Raw genomic sequence first — 15,197 nt, forward strand, 5'->3', positions numbered from 1 at the left:
CTCGCACGCAATATTGAGTTGTCAGGTGCTGGCCTTAAAAGGCGTAAGTCAGCCGGGTGTAGTAGTAGCCGCCAGTAAAACCGTAGGGCGAATAGGTGCCGTAGCTGCTGACCATGGTGCTGCTGGGAATCCCCTGCTTTTTGGGATAGACGTCGAACAGGTTCTTGGCCCCGACGGCGACGTTGAGGTTTTTGCTGAGGTTGTAGCCAAGGTCCAGATCGGTGATCCACTTGGCGCCGTAAACGCGGTCCAGATCACGATTGGCTGAGGAATTGACCTCCTTGTAAGCGCCGTAGCGGGTCAGCGCCAGCTTCAGGTTGAAGCGCTCGATACTCCAGTCACCGCCCAGAATCAGCTTGGTGCGCGGCTGCACACCGGTGATCAGATTGCGCGCTTCGCGGTCCATCAGTTCATAGGACGTACCGAGAATCGAGGTGGATTCCTTGTAGCTGAGGACCTTCGTCTGGTTCCAGTTGAACGCCGCCGTCCACTTCAATGACCCGTACGGCCCCAGGTCCTGACTGTAATTGCTGACCAGGTCCAGCCCCTTGGTACGGGTGTCGGCACCGTTGATGAAGTACTGGCCACCCGACGTCGAGTCGATGCCATTGTTGAGCAGCACCTGCGTGACCTCATCGCCCAGCAAGGTGCCGGTCAGCGTGATGCGGTCACGCAGATTGATCACGTAGGCGTCGGCGCTCAGCGTGAGGCGCTCGGTCGGTGTGAGCGTGAAGCCGAGGCTGAAGTTGGTCGAGCGCTCCGGTTTGAGGTCCTCGGCACCCAGCGCTTTCGCAGCCCCGGACCCCGTCGGCAACACGCCGTAGTTGATGGACTGATAGACCCCGTCCACCACGCCATACGTGGTCGAGCGCGCACTGAACAGGCTGTTGGCCAGAGACGGTGCACGGAAGCCATTGCTGACAGTGGCACGTACAGCGAATTGGGGAGTGAAATCGTAACGTGTGGTCAGCTTGCCGCTGCGGGTCGCGCCCACGCCCTGATTGTAATGCTCGTAGCGAAATGCGCTGCCAACGTACCAGTCCGGTACAGGGTTGAAGCCCACGTCGACATAACTGGCGACACTGTTGCGCGAGGCGCTGCTTTCTTCGTCAGGGGAAATACCGTTGGTGACTTGCGCTCCGGAAGACGCGCAGTTGCCCGGCGCAATGCAGTAGCCGCCATTGGCATAGGATTCATAGTCACCGGCCTGCACCTCGTACGTCTCACGCCGATGCTCGAGGCCATAGGACACATCCAGAGGCTTTTGCAGACCGATGTCGAAGCCGCGCTTGAAGTCCAGATTGGTGGTCAGTTCGGTGGAGACCCACGTACCGGAAGTAAAGCGATTGGGCGTGGCTTCACCCAGGGACGGGTTCTGATTGTGCGTACTGCCCTGCTCGGCTGCGTTGCGCCCATAAGTGCTGGACAGGTCCCAATCCCATTCGCCAACGGTGCCCTTGCCGCCAAATGCTGCCTGGAAATCGTCTTCATCGATGTACCAGGTCGGCGTGTATCCCGCCGGGTATCCGTTAGGCCCGGTGGTAATGGTATTGGTAATGGTCGGCAGACGAAAATTCTGCCCCTGCTCGGCCTTACGACGTGAATAAGTGGTGAAGGAATACAGGCTCAGACTGTCATCGATGGGCAGTTCGGCGTTGTACCCCAGGGTCAGCAGGTTGGTCTTTGGCGTGCCGTAGCCGCCATACGTGGACTTGCCCGCCAGGTCATAGGCCTGCTCGTAACTGTAACCATTGGCGCTGGCCTTGTTGTCATCATTCTGGCTGCGGGCGTCCAGCGCCATTTGCACAATGCCCCCGTCGCCGATCTCGAACCCCTTGTTGAGGCTTTGCTGCACAGTCTGCTTCTTGCCGTCATAGCCGAGCCCGGCATTGGTCACCGAGGTACCACTGGTGTCAGCCTTGAGGATGACGTTGATGACCCCTGCAATCGCATCGGAACCGTATTGGGCCGCTGCGCCATCGCGCAGGACTTCAACATGGTCGATGGCGCTGATAGGGATCAGGTCCAGGTCCGCAGGGGCAGCCCCGGTATTGATGCCGTTGATGTTCAGGGTGGCGCTGGTGTGACGGCGTTTGCCATTGACCAGCACCAGCACTTCGGCGGCGCTCAGACCCCGCAAGTTGGGCGCACGGGCAATGCCGCTGGCGTCCCAGCCGGTTTTTTCCGGCAGGGTCAGCGATGGAATCACAGCGCTCAGGGCTTCCATCAGTCCGGGCTTGCCGGTGCTCTGTAATTGTCTGGCGCTGACCACATCGATCGGCACCGGGCTGCTGGTCACCGTACGTTGCTCGGCACCGCGATTACCGGTGACCACCACAGTGGACAAGGTCCGCGGGTCGTCGGTGTTGTTTTCCTGGGCTCTTATGGTCCCTGACAGCAACATGCCCCCTATCGCCAAGGCCAATGGGCAGTAGCCCATTGCAGCAGTCGATACCCGGGCACGTTGTAAGGCTTGTTTCATACCCACTCCAGACATGGCTGTCATAGCAGCCACACATCCAAATCGCGAAATCGGACACTCCCGCTGTCCTGAAGACGGCGCGGCATGCACGGTTTTAAAAGTGATCAACGACATGCAGGAAAACCTGCGGCCGGGTTTGGCACTTAGCGGTCTGAACGAACTAGCTATGAGGCGAGTAGTCGGTGCGGAGCAGTGGCAAGGCGACGCGCCTGTCAATGACAGGGCGAGAGAAGTAAAGGCAACGGCAGGATTGAACAGGCAACATACGTTGAACTCCCTTCCAACGATTCTGCACCGGGGTCAGCGTTTCAGCGCCCCTGTCACACTGCGCAGGCTGGCGGCATGACACACAGAATCTTGATCACGATTGGTACCATCCGAGGTAAGGGGTAGGCTGTTGAAACCAAACATAACGGAATCAATTTTGAAAATATAATTCTATTTGGTCATAAGCTAATATTATTATTTCTGATCTAAATTAAACCTAATTATTTAAAAATAACATTTTCTGCATGAGAAATTTTCCAGATCGAAAAGCCCGGTTATCAAGCCGGGCTTCACGTCACGTTGCCTACTTCGAGAGCAGAAGCTCGACCAGCTCGTCCGCCCCTCTCGAAATGCCGGCCTGCGCCGCCGACAGACTTCCGAAGGTTGAGCCGATGTCATAGACCTTCGGATACTGCCGGGTGATATAGGACGCCAGCAGTTGCGAGGTGGACGCGTCGTAGATCTCGACGGCATAACTGACGGAGCCGGTAAAAGTCCCCTTACGATCTCGGGCCGCCTGAACCAGGTTATAAGAGCCCATGCCGATATCGAATCTGGAGAACGTCGACAGCCCGGCGACAGTGGTCTCGGCCCCGGTGAGTGTCAGACGAATCCTCAACGTACCGCGCCCCGGCGTGGCGGTGAATCGAAAGTGTCGCCCCAAGGCCTCGGAGAACTTGACCGTCATGTCGTTGGCCAGGGTTATGCGGTCCTTGCGCTCCAGCCCGGAAAACTGGGCATCCACGCCCGTGTAAATCACCACGGGCTCAAGCATGATTTGATCGTATTTATTCCAGTTGACTGCGGTGGTGTATTTAAACGGTATACGCCCGGTACTGTCCTGCTCGTTAGGCCGCATTTCGAGCGAGGACTCTATGCCCGAGTAAGGGGACGGCTCGTGGCTGGCACACCCCGCGACCAGAAATCCCACCAACAGAAGCACGGACACCTTCATCTGTTTAACGTAGTGCATGGGCAATTCTCCAGCGTGATCAGGTTATTGATATTCAAACGCTCACCGTCCATCAGGCACGCCTGCAGGCAACGCGCTTGAACAGCATTGTTTGTAGTGAAAAGCTCTCTGTTACCTGTTGCGGGCTATCCACGAACGGCGATACCGCATTGCACGGCTTTCAATCGTTAGCTATCTGTTGGCACTGCAAATCTTTTCGGATTTGCCGTGGCGTAGCTAAATCGGCAACGCCAAAACTGTACCAAGGTGTATACTTTTAGACATTTGCAGAGCGCTCGTCAATCTAAAATGTACACATCGGTATACTTTTGATGGCTTCGAGATTATTGACCTGGAAAGACAGGCAGCGTGTCAGGTAAGTGGGGGCTAAACACCCCTTGGATCGGCAGTACTCGAAACCCAAGGCCCGGATGAACGCCACCGCCCATTGTCAGCACGGCCTTTTGAGCATAAGGTGTAAAAAACCTATACAAGACGATTAGTGATGTACAAGAAATTTGAATGGCCGCTGACACTTTACTTTGATGGTGACTGCCCGCTCTGCGCCCGAGAGGTCAGAACCCTGCGCGCCCATGCAAAGCCTGAGCGGCTTTTGTTCGTGGATATCCGTGATGACGCCTTTGACGCCACTTCTCTGGGATTCACACTTGAGGATATGGAGTCGTTACTGCACGCCAGATTCAACGATGGCACGTGGGTCAAGGGTCTGGACGCGACACTCTGGAGTTGGCGAGCGGCCGGCCTGGGTGCGTGGGTCGCGCCGCTGTCGTGGCAATTCATGAGGCCCGTGTTCAACCTGGGCTACCGGCTTTTTTGCCGCTCGCGCCCTTACCTTGCCTGGCTGCCCCACCCTGACGGCAGCCGCCGTTGCAGTAGCAACAGCTGTGCGGTCCCGGACGCAAAACCTGCTTCGGCCAAGCGGAATTCCAGTACGGAAAGGTAAACAAGGACTGCTTACCGCAGAAACGAAAAAAGACGCCTAGGCGTCTTTTTTTGCTGATTCACTAAGCCCGGAGGGTTCGGTGAATCAATGTTTGGAGCGGGAAACGAGACTCGAACTCGCGACCCCGACCTTGGCAAGGTCGTGCTCTACCAACTGAGCTATTCCCGCATTGTCTTGATGACGGGCGCTATTTTAGCGATTCAGATAGCGGCGTCAAGCCTTTGATTCAAAAACTTATTTTTTTTCTGCAGTCGTCCTGAGGTGCGGCCATGCGGCTCTCAGGTATTGCACCATGGACCAGAGTGTCAGCCCCGCAGCGATAAGCAGCAACGCATAGCCAAGAATGACCCAAACGGTGATGGCCGGCGGGTTGCCGAGCAGAATGACCAGCGCGAGCATCTGCGCCGCTGTCTTCCACTTGCCCATGTTGGAAACGGCAACCTGCGCACGCGCGCCGATTTCCGCCATCCATTCGCGGAGTGCAGAGATTACGATTTCACGGCCGATGATCACCGCTGCGGGCAGCGTCAGCCACAGATTGGCATGTGCCTGAACCAGCAGCACCAATGCCACGGCCACCATCAGTTTGTCGGCTACCGGATCGAGAAAGGCGCCAAAGGGCGTGCTTTGTTCAAGACGGCGGGCCAGATACCCGTCGAGCCAGTCGGTCGCCGCAGCGAACGCAAAGACTGCACTGGCCGCCATGTAGCTCCAGTGATAAGGCATGTAGAACAACAAAATGAAGATCGGAATCAGTAAAACGCGTAGTACGGTGATCAGATTAGGGATATTCATCGGCACAACTGGCTACGAGGTGAACGAGCATTCTACTCGCTGTGCAGGTTTGCATAAATCGACTCTGCCAGCTTTTTGCTGATTCCGGGTGCTTTTGCTATTTCATCGATGCTGGCACGGGACAATTCCTGCAATCCGCCGAAATGTTTGAGCAGGTCACGACGCCGGGTCGGCCCGACACCCGCCACGCCCTCAAGGGTTGATGTACGCCGGGTCTTGCCGCGGCGGGCACGGTGGCCGGTGATTGCGAAACGGTGTGCCTCGTCGCGAATCTGCTGAATAAGGTGTAGGGCCGGAGAGTCGCCGGGCAGCGTGAATTCATGCGCCGAGTCGTTCAGGTACAACGTCTCGAAACCTGCCTTGCGCGTAGTGCCCTTGGCAACACCGAGCAGGATGAGTTCAGGAACCTGTAATTCATTGAGCACGTCGCGCGCCATGGACATCTGCCCCTTACCGCCATCCACCAGCAGCACGTCAGGCAACTTGCCCTCCCCGGCCTTGATGCGGCTGTAACGTCGGGTCAACGCCTGGTGCATGGCGGCATAGTCGTCGCCCGCCGTCACGCCTTCGATATTGAAACGCCGGTAATCGGACTTGATCGGGCCTTCGGGGCCGAACACCACGCACGACGCTACGGTCGCCTCACCACTGGAGTGGCTGATGTCGTAGCATTCCAGACGCATCGGTGGGTCTTCGAGACCCAGCACCTTGGCCAGCGCTTCGAACCGCGACGCAACGTGCTGACGGTTGGCCAGCCGCGCGGTCAGTGCCTGCTCGGCATTGGTGACCGCCATTTGCTGCCAGCGCGCCCGGGTGCCGCGCACGCGATGACTGATGACCATCTCGACGCCGCGCAGCTCTTCGACGGCGTCGACGAACGCGGGGAAATCGTCGTTGATGACATTGACGATAACTTCGCCGGGCAGCTCACGGTCGATGCCGCCGAGGAAATACTGAGCCAGGAATGCCGACATCACTTCGCCGACCTCCTCTTCTATGCCCACCTGCGGAAAGAAGTTCTTGCTGCCCAACACCCGCCCGCCCCGCACGCTGATCAGGTGCACGCAGGCACCGCCAGGGTTGACGAATGCGGCGACCACATCGACATCGCCGGTACCGCCGTCCATGCTTTGCTGATCCTGGACGCGGCGCAACAAGGCCACCTGATCGCGCAACTCGGCTGCACGTTCGAAATCGAGCGCCATCGCGGCTTTTTCCATGGAGGCGTTCAGCTCGTCGCTCAGGGCATTGCTGCGCCCTTCGAGAAACATCACCGAGTGACGTACGTCCTCGGCATACACCTCAGGCTCGACCAGCCCGACACATGGCCCTTTGCAGCGTTTGATCTGATATTGCAGGCAAGGACGTGTGCGGTTCTTGAAGTAGCTGTCCTCGCATTGCCGCACCTGGAAAGTCTTCTGCAGCAGGCTGAGGCTCTCGCGAATCGCGCCGGCACTAGGGTAAGGCCCGAAATATCGACCCTTGGCCTTCTTGGTGCCACGATGAATGCTCAGCCGCGGAAAGGCGTTATCGGACAGAAACACATAGGGATAGGACTTGTCGTCACGCAGGAGAATGTTGTACGGGGGCCGCCACTCCTTGATGAGGGTCTGCTCCAGCAACAGCGCTTCGGTTTCGTTGCCCGTGATGGTGGTTTCGATCTGGGCGATGCGCGACACCAGCGCTCCGGTCTTGGGCGCGTGTCCGGTCTTGCGGAAGTAGCTGGCAAGACGCTTCTTGAGGTTCTTGGCCTTGCCGACGTAAAGCAGTGTGGCTTCGGCGTCGAACATACGGTAGACGCCGGGGCGACCGCTACAGGTCGCGAGAAATGCACTTGGATCAAATGTCTGGGTCATGTTCAGGCGCTGGCATCAACCATGCCGTGACGTACAGCGAGCAAAGCCAGTTCAACATCACTGCTGATCGATAGCTTTTCAAAGATACGGTATCGGTAGGTATTAACGGTTTTCGGTGAAAGGCACAGCTTGTCCGAGATGGTCTGGACCTTCTGGCAGCCGACAATCATCAGGGCAATCTGGATCTCGCGCTCGGACAGCAGATCGAACGGCGAATTATTGACTTGCGGCTGGAACGACTTCAACGCCAGCTGCTGGGCAATCTGCGGGCTGATGTAACGCTGACCGGCAAACACCAGGCGAATGGCCTGGACCATTTCGGCAAGCCCGGCACCCTTGGTCATGTAACCGGCAGCGCCAGCCTGCAGCAAACGGGTCGGGAAAGGATCTTCTTCACAGACGGTAACAGCGACGACCTTGATATCAGGGTGGCTGCGCAGCATCTTGCGCGTCGCCTCCAGCCCACCGATGCCCGGCATCTTGACGTCCATCAATACGACGTCAGGCTTGAGCTCGCGCGCTTTCTTCAGGGATTCCTCGCCGGAATCGGCCTGCCCGACAACCTGCAGACCATCAATGTCGGCCAGCATGCGTGTGATGCCTGTCCGGACAAGATCATGGTCATCGACAACTAGCACCTTAATCAAGCAGACACCTCGCGCAACGGTCATAACGAATGCCAATCACCATAACAAAAACAACGAGTCAGACCTAGCACTGCGAACACCGTCTCACATCAATATGATGGCAAGCGCATGCGGGAGGGCTGCAAAAGTCTTGGCAGGACGGCAGAGCTGTGCGCATCCCGGTCTTGTATCAGTTGCCCGATGGAAGCTTTGCAGTGCCCGATGATGGCGCCGAAAGCTCGGCAATAGTGGTTGTCAGGCGCCTGATAGCGTCCTGATCTTCCTTGCCCAGCACCCGGTAATTGCCGAGGATCTTTTCTTCGATGAGACTGAGGTTGTCGATCGGCACTGGCGTTCGCGTCCCCGTTAACACATAGAGTACGTCAACACCTTTGGCCGCAACCGCAGCCAGATAATCGGCCTTCGGCGCGCGATCACCATTTTCGTACTTCCCTTGGGCGTTGGCCTCGACCCCTCCTATCTCACCAAATGTACGCTGAGACATCCTCAGGCGCTCTCTTTCCTTTCTCAACCGGCAACCGATTCCACTCATTTGAACCTATGATCCTGTTGTAGCCATCCTAACGAATGTTAGAATCCCGCGGAATTGAATAGATTTGAACGGTTTTGAACTATGCCCGGAATACGCACCGCCGCACAAGCCAGGGCCTGGCTGGATCAACAGGGCAAATCTGTTCAGGAGTTCGCTCGTGAAAACAGTATTGATCCGGCGACCACTTACCAGGTACTGGCAGGACGCAAGAAAGGAAGGCGCGGTGAAGCGCATAAGGTAGCTGTACTGCTGGGCATGAAGATCGGGACGATCCCCGACACGGAAGCCCTGCATGAACAAGCACGTGAAGAATAGCCGTTATTGGCTGGCGACAACGCATCCCGGACAAAAACGCCAAAGCCGTTGCCTGATGATTAAGGTATACAGGGTTGCGAGTAAAATAGCCCGCCCGGATGCCACATGCCATCAACCGTTGAGCGGTTCGCTGTCGCTACAGAGAATCCACCTGCCTGCCTTGGCAGAAATCGATAATCCCGCTGATTGAATTTTCCAATTGTAGGCGCCTGCTTTCCTGAAGTAAGCTTGCCCTCAATCTACGGAGACCCACCATGCTGCAATCCACTTCACCGCTACTCGACGTTGCTACCGGCATTGCTTGCCGTGCGCGCGCCGTGGCTGTGCAAGCGGCCTCGGTGAACGCATCCGTTGATTCTTATTATGGGTATTGGTTTAGCCACTGGCGCGCCTGATACCCATCCGGCGCCCATGTTAAGGGGACGCCAACCAGAGAATTCTCTAACCCCCGGTCGGCTTCCCGACCGGGGGTTTTGTTTTTTCAGGGCCACGTATTTCAACGGTCTGTTCCAGAACAGCCGTAAACAATCAATCTGCATTGCATCGAGGATCACGACATGAACTACGCCACTTATTACCGCAACGACATCGATTTTGCCTGGCGATTTAGCCACCTCCGTTCGGGACAGCCTGCCGCCTCCGTTCGGTCAATGCCAGGTGGCAAGCACATACCTCCGGTTCTAGAAAGCCTTTGTCGAACACCCCAGTAGGGTCTGCGCGGGAGCGTCCCGCCAGCCCAGGAAGCCAGAACATGAATTCGTCCGTTGCCGTAACCCCGTCCGACCTGTCCAGCCACGCCGTCAAGCTGGCAGACAACAGCCCCGCCTCGAAACGCCTGCCAGGTACTCTGGAATTGAAGATGCGTCTGCCCCTCGACGCAGCGCTCACCGAACAGGTTGCCGCCCATCGCCGCGCCGTACGCGCCATCCTTGAAGGTCAAGACTCGAGACTGCTAGTCATCGTCGGCCCCTGCTCGATCCATGACCCTCGATCCGCCCTTGAATACGCTGAGCGACTGGCCGGTCTTGCTGCGCAAGTCAGTGATCAGATGCTGCTGGTAATGCGCGCCTACGTCGAAAAACCGCGCACGACGGTGGGCTGGAAAGGCCTGGCTTACGATCCGCGCCTTGATGGCAGTGACGACATGGCCGAGGGCCTGACGCTGTCGCGGCAATTGATGCTGGAGATGCTGGGCCTGGGCCTGCCGATCGCCACCGAGATACTGCAACCCATGGCGGCGGGCTACTTCGACGATCTGCTCAGTTGGGTCGCGATTGGCGCTCGCACCACCGAATCGCAGATCCATAGGGAAATGGCCAGCGGCCTGCCCATGGCTGTCGGGTTCAAGAACGGTACTGATGGCGGCGTGACGGTGGCCAGCGACGCGATGCGTTCGGCTGCGCATCCACATCGCCACTTTGGCATGGACCGTCATGGCCACCCGGCGATTATCGAGACACAAGGCAATCCGGATACGCACATCGTGCTGCGCGGCGGTCACGGCGGCCCCAATTACGATCACCAGAGTGTGGCCAAGGTACAGGCGAGCCTGAGCAAGAATAATGTCGCGTCGCGAATCATGGTCGATTGCAGCCACGCCAACAGTGGCAAGGACCCGCTGCGTCAGCCAGGTGTGTTTGAGGACGTGCTGGAACAGCGCTTGTCAGGCAACACCTCGCTGATCGGCATGATGATCGAGAGCCACCTGTTCGACGGCTGCCAGGCAGTGGGCGGAACGCTGCAGTACGGCGTTTCGGTCACCGATGGCTGCCTTGGCTGGGAAGGCACCGAACGCCTGCTGCGTCGTGCGGTTGACCGTCTGCGTTACAGATAAACAGAGCGAAGGAACTTTGTCGGGAAATACCGCACTGAATCCGGTAGGCTGTTTCTTTTTTTTCACAGGAGATTATTCCCCATGGCTAAAGCCACTGCCCGTCACATCCTTGTTTCGAGCGAAGACAAATGCAACGAACTCAAGACGCAGATCGAAGGCGGCGCTGATTTCGCTGAAATCGCCAAGGCCAATTCCAGCTGCCCATCGAGCCGTCAAGGCGGTGACCTGGGTTCGTTCGGTCCAGGCCAGATGGTCAAGGAATTCGACACCGTCGTGTTCAGTGCTCCGGTGAACACCGTTCAGGGTCCGGTAAAGACTCAGTTCGGCTATCACCTGCTGGAAGTGACCAGCCGCCAGGACTGATCCTGCCGCGCCGCATGCCAGACGGCTCATCTTCGGATGGGCCGTTTTTGTATGTGGCCGTTTCAACGACACAGTCGCCCAGCCTGCGCGCAGTGGCTTGGCGAAGCGCTCATTTGTCTGTAGAAGATAGCGCGATGCAGAGGCATGAGCTCTGTCATGATTGTTGTCACCGCTGTACAGCCAGTCGCCTTTAACCCTGACATTCGCTTGCGAACGTCAGTCAGGATTCGAGTCATGCGTTTTGTTTTTTCATCGTTGCTCGCCTTGACGCTGACCTTCGTTGGCGCTGCCCAATCGCTGTCCGCAGCCCCGCAACACGCTCTGACCGTTTACGGCGAAGCGCCACGCTATCCCGCCGACTTCAAGCACTTCGATTACGTGAACCCGGACGCGCCCAAAGGCGGCAGCATGCGGCGCTCGGCCATCGAAATCGGCCAGTTCGATCACCTGATGCCGTTCACCGACAAGGGCATGGGCGTTTCGCAGATCAATGGCATGCTCTACTCCCCACTGGCCACGCGCTCGATGGATGAGCCCTACACCGTCTACGGGCTTGTCGCCGAGAAAATGGAGCGTGGCGCGGATGGCCTCTCCCTGCGCTTTTACCTGAACCCGAAGGCACGTTTCTCGGACGGTACGCCGATTACCGCCAGTGATGTGAAGTACACCTACGAGCTGCTGATGACGCAGGGCAACCTGCAATACCGGACCCAGTTTGAAGCGGTCAAGGGCGTGGAGGTCGAATCGCCTTTGCAGGTCCGCTTCGACTTCAAGCAGAGCGATAACCGCACCCTGCCCCTCGACCTGGCTTCGTTGCCGGTATTCCCCGAGCACTGGTGGAAAACCCGTGACTTTGCCAGCGGTGCCGGCTTTGAGATTCCGCCGGGCAGCGGGCCCTATCGGATCAGCCATGTGGACCCAGGCCGCACCGTCACCTTCGAGCGCGATCCGCACTGGTGGGGCAAGGACCTGCCGGTCAGCAAAGGCCTGTATAACTTCGACAGGTTCAGCATCGAATACTTCGGCGACACCGATGTTGCACGTACGGTACTCAAAGGCGGCGCCTACGATTACAACCGCGAGTTTTCGGCCACCGGCTATTCAATTCGCTATGACGGCCCGGCGCTCAGCGACGGACGCCTGCAGAAAGCCCAGTTGGCCAGAGGCGCGGTGCAAAGCTCGCAGGGTTTCGTCTTCAACCTGAGCCGCCCCATGTTTCAGGACCGCCGCGTGCGCCAGGCGCTGTCGCTGCTCTGGGACTTTGAATGGACCAACCGGCAGATGATGCGCAACATGTACATCCGCCAGAACAGCTTCTTCTCCAACTCGGAGCTGGCCGCCAGCGAACTGCCCACGCCTGCCGAACTGAAAATCCTCGAGCCACTGCGCGGCAAAGTCCCCGATCAGGTGTTCGACAGCGTGTTCGAGACGCCCAAAACCGATGGCACAGGCTTCATTCGCGACAAGCAGCTGCAAGCGCTGGCCCTCATGAAGGAAGCTGGCTGGACGCCAAAGGGCGATGAATTGGTGAATGCCCAGGGCGAACCGTTCAGCTTCACCTTTCTCAATGCACAAACAGGTTTCGAGCGAATGCTGCTGCCCTACAAACGCACCCTGGCGCAGATCGGTATCCACTTCGACATTCGCCGCATCGATGCCGCGCAATACCTTAACCGCGTCATGGCGCGCGATTACGACATGATTGTCACCGGCTACCCGGTCTCGACATCGCCCGGTGCCGAGCTGTACAGCAGTTTCGGCTCCAAGGTGGCTATGGACCCTGGCTCGAGCAATTACATGGCGCTGCAAGATCCCGCCGTCGATGCGCTGATTGCCGGCCTGCTCAAGGCCGACAACAAGCAGACCATGACCGACTACGCCCATTGCCTGGACCGGGTACTGCAGTGGAACTACTACTGGATTCCCAACTATTATCCGCCAGGCTCTTCAACCGTCTGGTGGAATCGTTTCGGCATCCCGAAAATTCAGGCCAGCAACAATGAGGCCATCGAAACATGGTGGGAAATCAGCCCGACACCGCTGACCAATGAGCAATTCGCTGAAAAACGCGGCGCGTCAGCCATCGTTTCGGAGATGCAGTGAATGCTCGGTTATATTCTGCGTCGCCTGCTGCTGATCATCCCTACCCTGCTGTGCATTCTGCTGGTCAACTTTTTCATCGTGCAGGCCGCACCGGGCGGGCCTGTCGAACAGGCCATTGCACGCCTGCAAGGGATCGGCGGTGCCACCGTGGGCGCGGGTGCCAGCGAGTCCGTCGGGACCGGCCATTCCAAAGCGTCCCGCGGGCTGGACCCGGCGCTGATCAAGCAGATCGAACGCCAATACGGTTTCGACAAACCAATGCACGAACGTCTCTGGCTGATGCTGAAAAATTACGCACGACTGGATTTCGGCAGCAGCTTCTTTCGCGGCGCAACGGTGACCGACCTCATTCTGCAGAAAATGCCGGTGTCGATATCGCTGGGGCTTTGGGCGACATTGCTGACGTACCTGGTGTCGATCCCGCTGGGGATTCGCAAAGCGGTCAAACACGGCAGCCAGTTCGATATCTGGAGCAGCACCGCCATCATCATCGGTTACGCCATGCCAGCCTTTCTGTTCGCCATGCTGCTGGTAGTGGTGTTCTGTGGCGGCACGTCGCTGAACTGGTTTCCGGTGCGCGGACTTGTTTCGGACAATTTCGAGCAACTGACCACGATCGGCAAGATCGCTGACTATTTCTGGCACCTGGCGCTGCCGGTCTCGGCGCTGGTCATTGGGGGTTTTGCCACATTGACCCTGCTGACCAAGCATTCCTTTCTCAACGAAATCACCCGCCAGTACGTGACCACGGCCCGCGCCAAGGGCATGAGCGAACAGCGTGTGCTGTATGGCCATGTGTTCCGCAATGCGATGCTGTTGGTGGTGTCGGGCATTCCGCAGGCGTTCATCAGCGTGTTCTTTGCCGGTTCGCTGCTGATCGAGGTGATCTTCTCGCTGGATGGCCTGGGCCGCATGAGCTATGAAGCCGCTGTGTCGCGGGACTATCCGGTGGTGTTCGGCTCGCTGTTCATCTTCACCGTGTTCGGTCTGCTGATAAAACTGATCGGCGATATCTGCTACACACTGGTCGACCCCAGAATAGACTTCAGCGCGAGGAATGCATGATGCGCAGCCTTTCGCCGCTGGCCCGTCGTCGCCTGGAGCGCTTTCGCAGCAATCGCCGCGGCTGGTGGTCGCTGTGGCTATTCTGCGGACTGTTTGCCCTGACCCTGGGTGGCGAACTGATCGCCAATGACAAACCACTGTTGGTCAGCTATCAGCACTCACTCTATTTCCCGGTGTTCAAGCGTTACACCGAGCAGCAATTCGGCGGCGAGCTGCCCTTCCAGCCCGATTACCGCAGCGACTACGTGCGCACGCTGATCAGCAAAGGGGACGGCTGGATGCTGTTCCCGCCCATCCCGTTCAGTGACGACACGCCCAACTATGATCTGACCACCCCGGCCCCCAGCCCGCCCTCTGCAGAAAACTGGCTCGGCACCGACGACCAGGCGCGCGACGTCATGGCGCGGGTCATCTTCGGCGCCCGGGTGTCGATCCTGTTTGCGCTGGCACTGACCTTTATCAGCGCGTTGATCGGCATCAGCGCCGGGGCGTTGCAGGGCTATTACGGCGGCTGGGTCGACCTGTTCGGCCAGCGTCTGCTGGAGGTCTGGTCGGGCCTGCCAGTGCTGTACCTGCTGATCATCCTGTCAGGCTTCGTCGAACCCGATTTCTGGTGGCTGCTGGGCATTATGGCGCTGTTCTCCTGGCTGACCCTGGTCGATGTGGTGCGCGCCGAGTTTCTGCGCGGCCGCAACCTCGAGTACGTCAAGGCCGCTCGCGCGCTCGGTCTGGGGGATCGCAAGGTGATCATGCGCCACATCCTGCCCAACGCGATGAATGCGACATTGAGCTATCTGCCGTTCATTCTTACCGGCGCCATCTCGACCCTCACTGCACTGGATTTTCTGGGCTTCGGCATGCCTGCCGGCAGCGCGTCGCTGGGCGAACTGATCGCCCAGGGCAAGCAGAACCTGCAGGCGCCCTGGCTGGGGCTGACGGCGTTCTTTGCCCTCGCGTTGATCCTGACGCTGCTGGTGTTCATAGGCGAGGCGCTGCGTGATGCCTTCGACCCGAGGTCCTGA

The 15,197-nt window shown here is 58.2% G+C and carries 14 protein-coding genes and 1 tRNA gene; 8 read left to right on the forward strand and 7 right to left on the reverse strand.

Features of this window, described 5'->3' with window-relative positions:
- Nucleotides 1–34 precede the first annotated feature (34 nt).
- Nucleotides 35–2,482 (reverse strand): TonB-dependent siderophore receptor, encoded by a 2,448-nt coding sequence (locus GE543_RS02015; RefSeq protein WP_100071746.1) that lies wholly within the window; start codon nucleotides 2,480–2,482, stop codon nucleotides 35–37.
- A 571-nt stretch (nucleotides 2,483–3,053) separates the two neighbouring features.
- Nucleotides 3,054–3,722 (reverse strand): DUF3313 domain-containing protein, encoded by a 669-nt coding sequence (locus GE543_RS02020; RefSeq protein WP_153220444.1) that lies wholly within the window; start codon nucleotides 3,720–3,722, stop codon nucleotides 3,054–3,056.
- A gap of 484 nt (nucleotides 3,723–4,206) precedes the next feature.
- Between GE543_RS02020 and GE543_RS02025 the strand changes: the two genes are divergently transcribed.
- The gene (locus GE543_RS02025; RefSeq protein ID WP_153220446.1) at nucleotides 4,207–4,665 is read left to right on the forward strand and encodes a thiol-disulfide oxidoreductase DCC family protein; all 459 of its coding nucleotides are present in this window, start codon (nucleotides 4,207–4,209) and stop codon (nucleotides 4,663–4,665) included.
- A 92-nt stretch (nucleotides 4,666–4,757) separates the two neighbouring features.
- On the opposite strand, the gene GE543_RS02030 is transcribed toward GE543_RS02025, so the two are convergent.
- From GE543_RS02030 to GE543_RS02050, 5 genes are all read right to left on the reverse strand, one after another.
- Nucleotides 4,758–4,833 (reverse strand) — tRNA-Gly (locus tag GE543_RS02030).
- A 66-nt stretch (nucleotides 4,834–4,899) separates the two neighbouring features.
- Nucleotides 4,900–5,460, reverse strand: coding sequence for a CDP-diacylglycerol--glycerol-3-phosphate 3-phosphatidyltransferase (gene pgsA, locus GE543_RS02035; protein WP_003410850.1), 561 nt, complete (start codon nucleotides 5,458–5,460; stop codon nucleotides 4,900–4,902).
- A 32-nt stretch (nucleotides 5,461–5,492) separates the two neighbouring features.
- Nucleotides 5,493–7,316 (reverse strand): excinuclease ABC subunit UvrC, encoded by a 1,824-nt coding sequence (uvrC, locus tag GE543_RS02040; RefSeq protein ID WP_003400849.1) that lies wholly within the window; start codon nucleotides 7,314–7,316, stop codon nucleotides 5,493–5,495.
- A 2-nt stretch (nucleotides 7,317–7,318) separates the two neighbouring features.
- A complete protein-coding gene (uvrY, locus tag GE543_RS02045; RefSeq protein ID WP_002553344.1) occupies nucleotides 7,319–7,963 on the reverse strand; it encodes a UvrY/SirA/GacA family response regulator transcription factor in 645 nt (214 codons plus the stop codon).
- A gap of 169 nt (nucleotides 7,964–8,132) precedes the next feature.
- Complete coding sequence (locus GE543_RS02050) at nucleotides 8,133–8,447, reverse strand: helix-turn-helix domain-containing protein (RefSeq protein WP_046235228.1); 315 nt, start codon at nucleotides 8,445–8,447, stop codon at nucleotides 8,133–8,135.
- 129 nt (nucleotides 8,448–8,576) lie between these two features.
- Between GE543_RS02050 and GE543_RS02055 the strand changes: the two genes are divergently transcribed.
- The 7 genes from GE543_RS02055 to GE543_RS02085 all read left to right on the forward strand — a co-directional run bounded on the left by GE543_RS02055 (nucleotide 8,577) and on the right by GE543_RS02085 (nucleotide 15,197).
- Nucleotides 8,577–8,810, forward strand: a complete 234-nt coding sequence (locus GE543_RS02055) for a DNA-binding protein (protein WP_032698596.1) — start codon at nucleotides 8,577–8,579, stop codon at nucleotides 8,808–8,810.
- On the forward strand, nucleotides 8,788–9,000 hold the full coding sequence (locus GE543_RS02060) for a hypothetical protein (protein WP_153220448.1): 213 nt from the start codon (nucleotides 8,788–8,790) through the stop codon (nucleotides 8,998–9,000). Before GE543_RS02055 ends, GE543_RS02060 begins: the two co-directional genes overlap by 23 nt.
- Before the next feature lie 561 nt (nucleotides 9,001–9,561).
- The gene (locus tag GE543_RS02065) at nucleotides 9,562–10,644 is read left to right on the forward strand and encodes a 3-deoxy-7-phosphoheptulonate synthase (protein WP_153220450.1); all 1,083 of its coding nucleotides are present in this window, start codon (nucleotides 9,562–9,564) and stop codon (nucleotides 10,642–10,644) included.
- Nucleotides 10,645–10,725: 81 nt separating this feature from the next.
- Nucleotides 10,726–11,007, forward strand: a complete 282-nt coding sequence (locus tag GE543_RS02070) for a peptidylprolyl isomerase (protein WP_046235230.1) — start codon at nucleotides 10,726–10,728, stop codon at nucleotides 11,005–11,007.
- A gap of 234 nt (nucleotides 11,008–11,241) precedes the next feature.
- The gene (locus GE543_RS02075) at nucleotides 11,242–13,110 is read left to right on the forward strand and encodes an extracellular solute-binding protein (RefSeq protein ID WP_153220452.1); all 1,869 of its coding nucleotides are present in this window, start codon (nucleotides 11,242–11,244) and stop codon (nucleotides 13,108–13,110) included.
- Nucleotides 13,111–14,175: a microcin C ABC transporter permease YejB gene (locus tag GE543_RS02080; protein ID WP_153220454.1), complete on the forward strand. Its 1,065-nt coding sequence runs from the start codon at nucleotides 13,111–13,113 to the stop codon at nucleotides 14,173–14,175.
- Nucleotides 14,175–15,197, forward strand: coding sequence for an ABC transporter permease (locus GE543_RS02085; RefSeq protein ID WP_010440516.1), 1,023 nt, complete (start codon nucleotides 14,175–14,177; stop codon nucleotides 15,195–15,197). Before GE543_RS02080 ends, GE543_RS02085 begins: the two co-directional genes overlap by 1 nt.

This window comes from Pseudomonas sp. SZ57, assembly GCF_009495975.1.
In the GTDB taxonomy this organism is placed as follows: domain Bacteria; phylum Pseudomonadota; class Gammaproteobacteria; order Pseudomonadales; family Pseudomonadaceae; genus Aquipseudomonas; species Aquipseudomonas syringae.

Excerpts from the sequence above, each read along its gene's own strand:
- GE543_RS02015 (WP_100071746.1), bottom strand. The coding sequence starts at position 2,482 with ATGAAACAAGCCTTACAACGTGCCCGGGTATCGACTGCTGCAATGGGC.
- GE543_RS02020 (WP_153220444.1), bottom strand. The coding sequence starts at position 3,722 with ATGCACTACGTTAAACAGATGAAGGTGTCCGTGCTTCTGTTGGTGGGA.
- GE543_RS02025 (WP_153220446.1), top strand. The coding sequence starts at position 4,207 with ATGTACAAGAAATTTGAATGGCCGCTGACACTTTACTTTGATGGTGAC.
- pgsA (WP_003410850.1), bottom strand. The coding sequence starts at position 5,460 with ATGAATATCCCTAATCTGATCACCGTACTACGCGTTTTACTGATTCCG.
- uvrC (WP_003400849.1), bottom strand. The coding sequence starts at position 7,316 with ATGACCCAGACATTTGATCCAAGTGCATTTCTCGCGACCTGTAGCGGT.
- GE543_RS02050 (WP_046235228.1), bottom strand. The coding sequence starts at position 8,447 with ATGTCTCAGCGTACATTTGGTGAGATAGGAGGGGTCGAGGCCAACGCC.
- GE543_RS02055 (WP_032698596.1), top strand. The coding sequence starts at position 8,577 with ATGCCCGGAATACGCACCGCCGCACAAGCCAGGGCCTGGCTGGATCAA.
- GE543_RS02060 (WP_153220448.1), top strand. The coding sequence starts at position 8,788 with ATGAACAAGCACGTGAAGAATAGCCGTTATTGGCTGGCGACAACGCAT.
- GE543_RS02065 (WP_153220450.1), top strand. The coding sequence starts at position 9,562 with ATGAATTCGTCCGTTGCCGTAACCCCGTCCGACCTGTCCAGCCACGCC.
- GE543_RS02070 (WP_046235230.1), top strand. The coding sequence starts at position 10,726 with ATGGCTAAAGCCACTGCCCGTCACATCCTTGTTTCGAGCGAAGACAAA.
- GE543_RS02075 (WP_153220452.1), top strand. The coding sequence starts at position 11,242 with ATGCGTTTTGTTTTTTCATCGTTGCTCGCCTTGACGCTGACCTTCGTT.
- GE543_RS02080 (WP_153220454.1), top strand. The coding sequence starts at position 13,111 with ATGCTCGGTTATATTCTGCGTCGCCTGCTGCTGATCATCCCTACCCTG.
- GE543_RS02085 (WP_010440516.1), top strand. The coding sequence starts at position 14,175 with ATGCGCAGCCTTTCGCCGCTGGCCCGTCGTCGCCTGGAGCGCTTTCGC.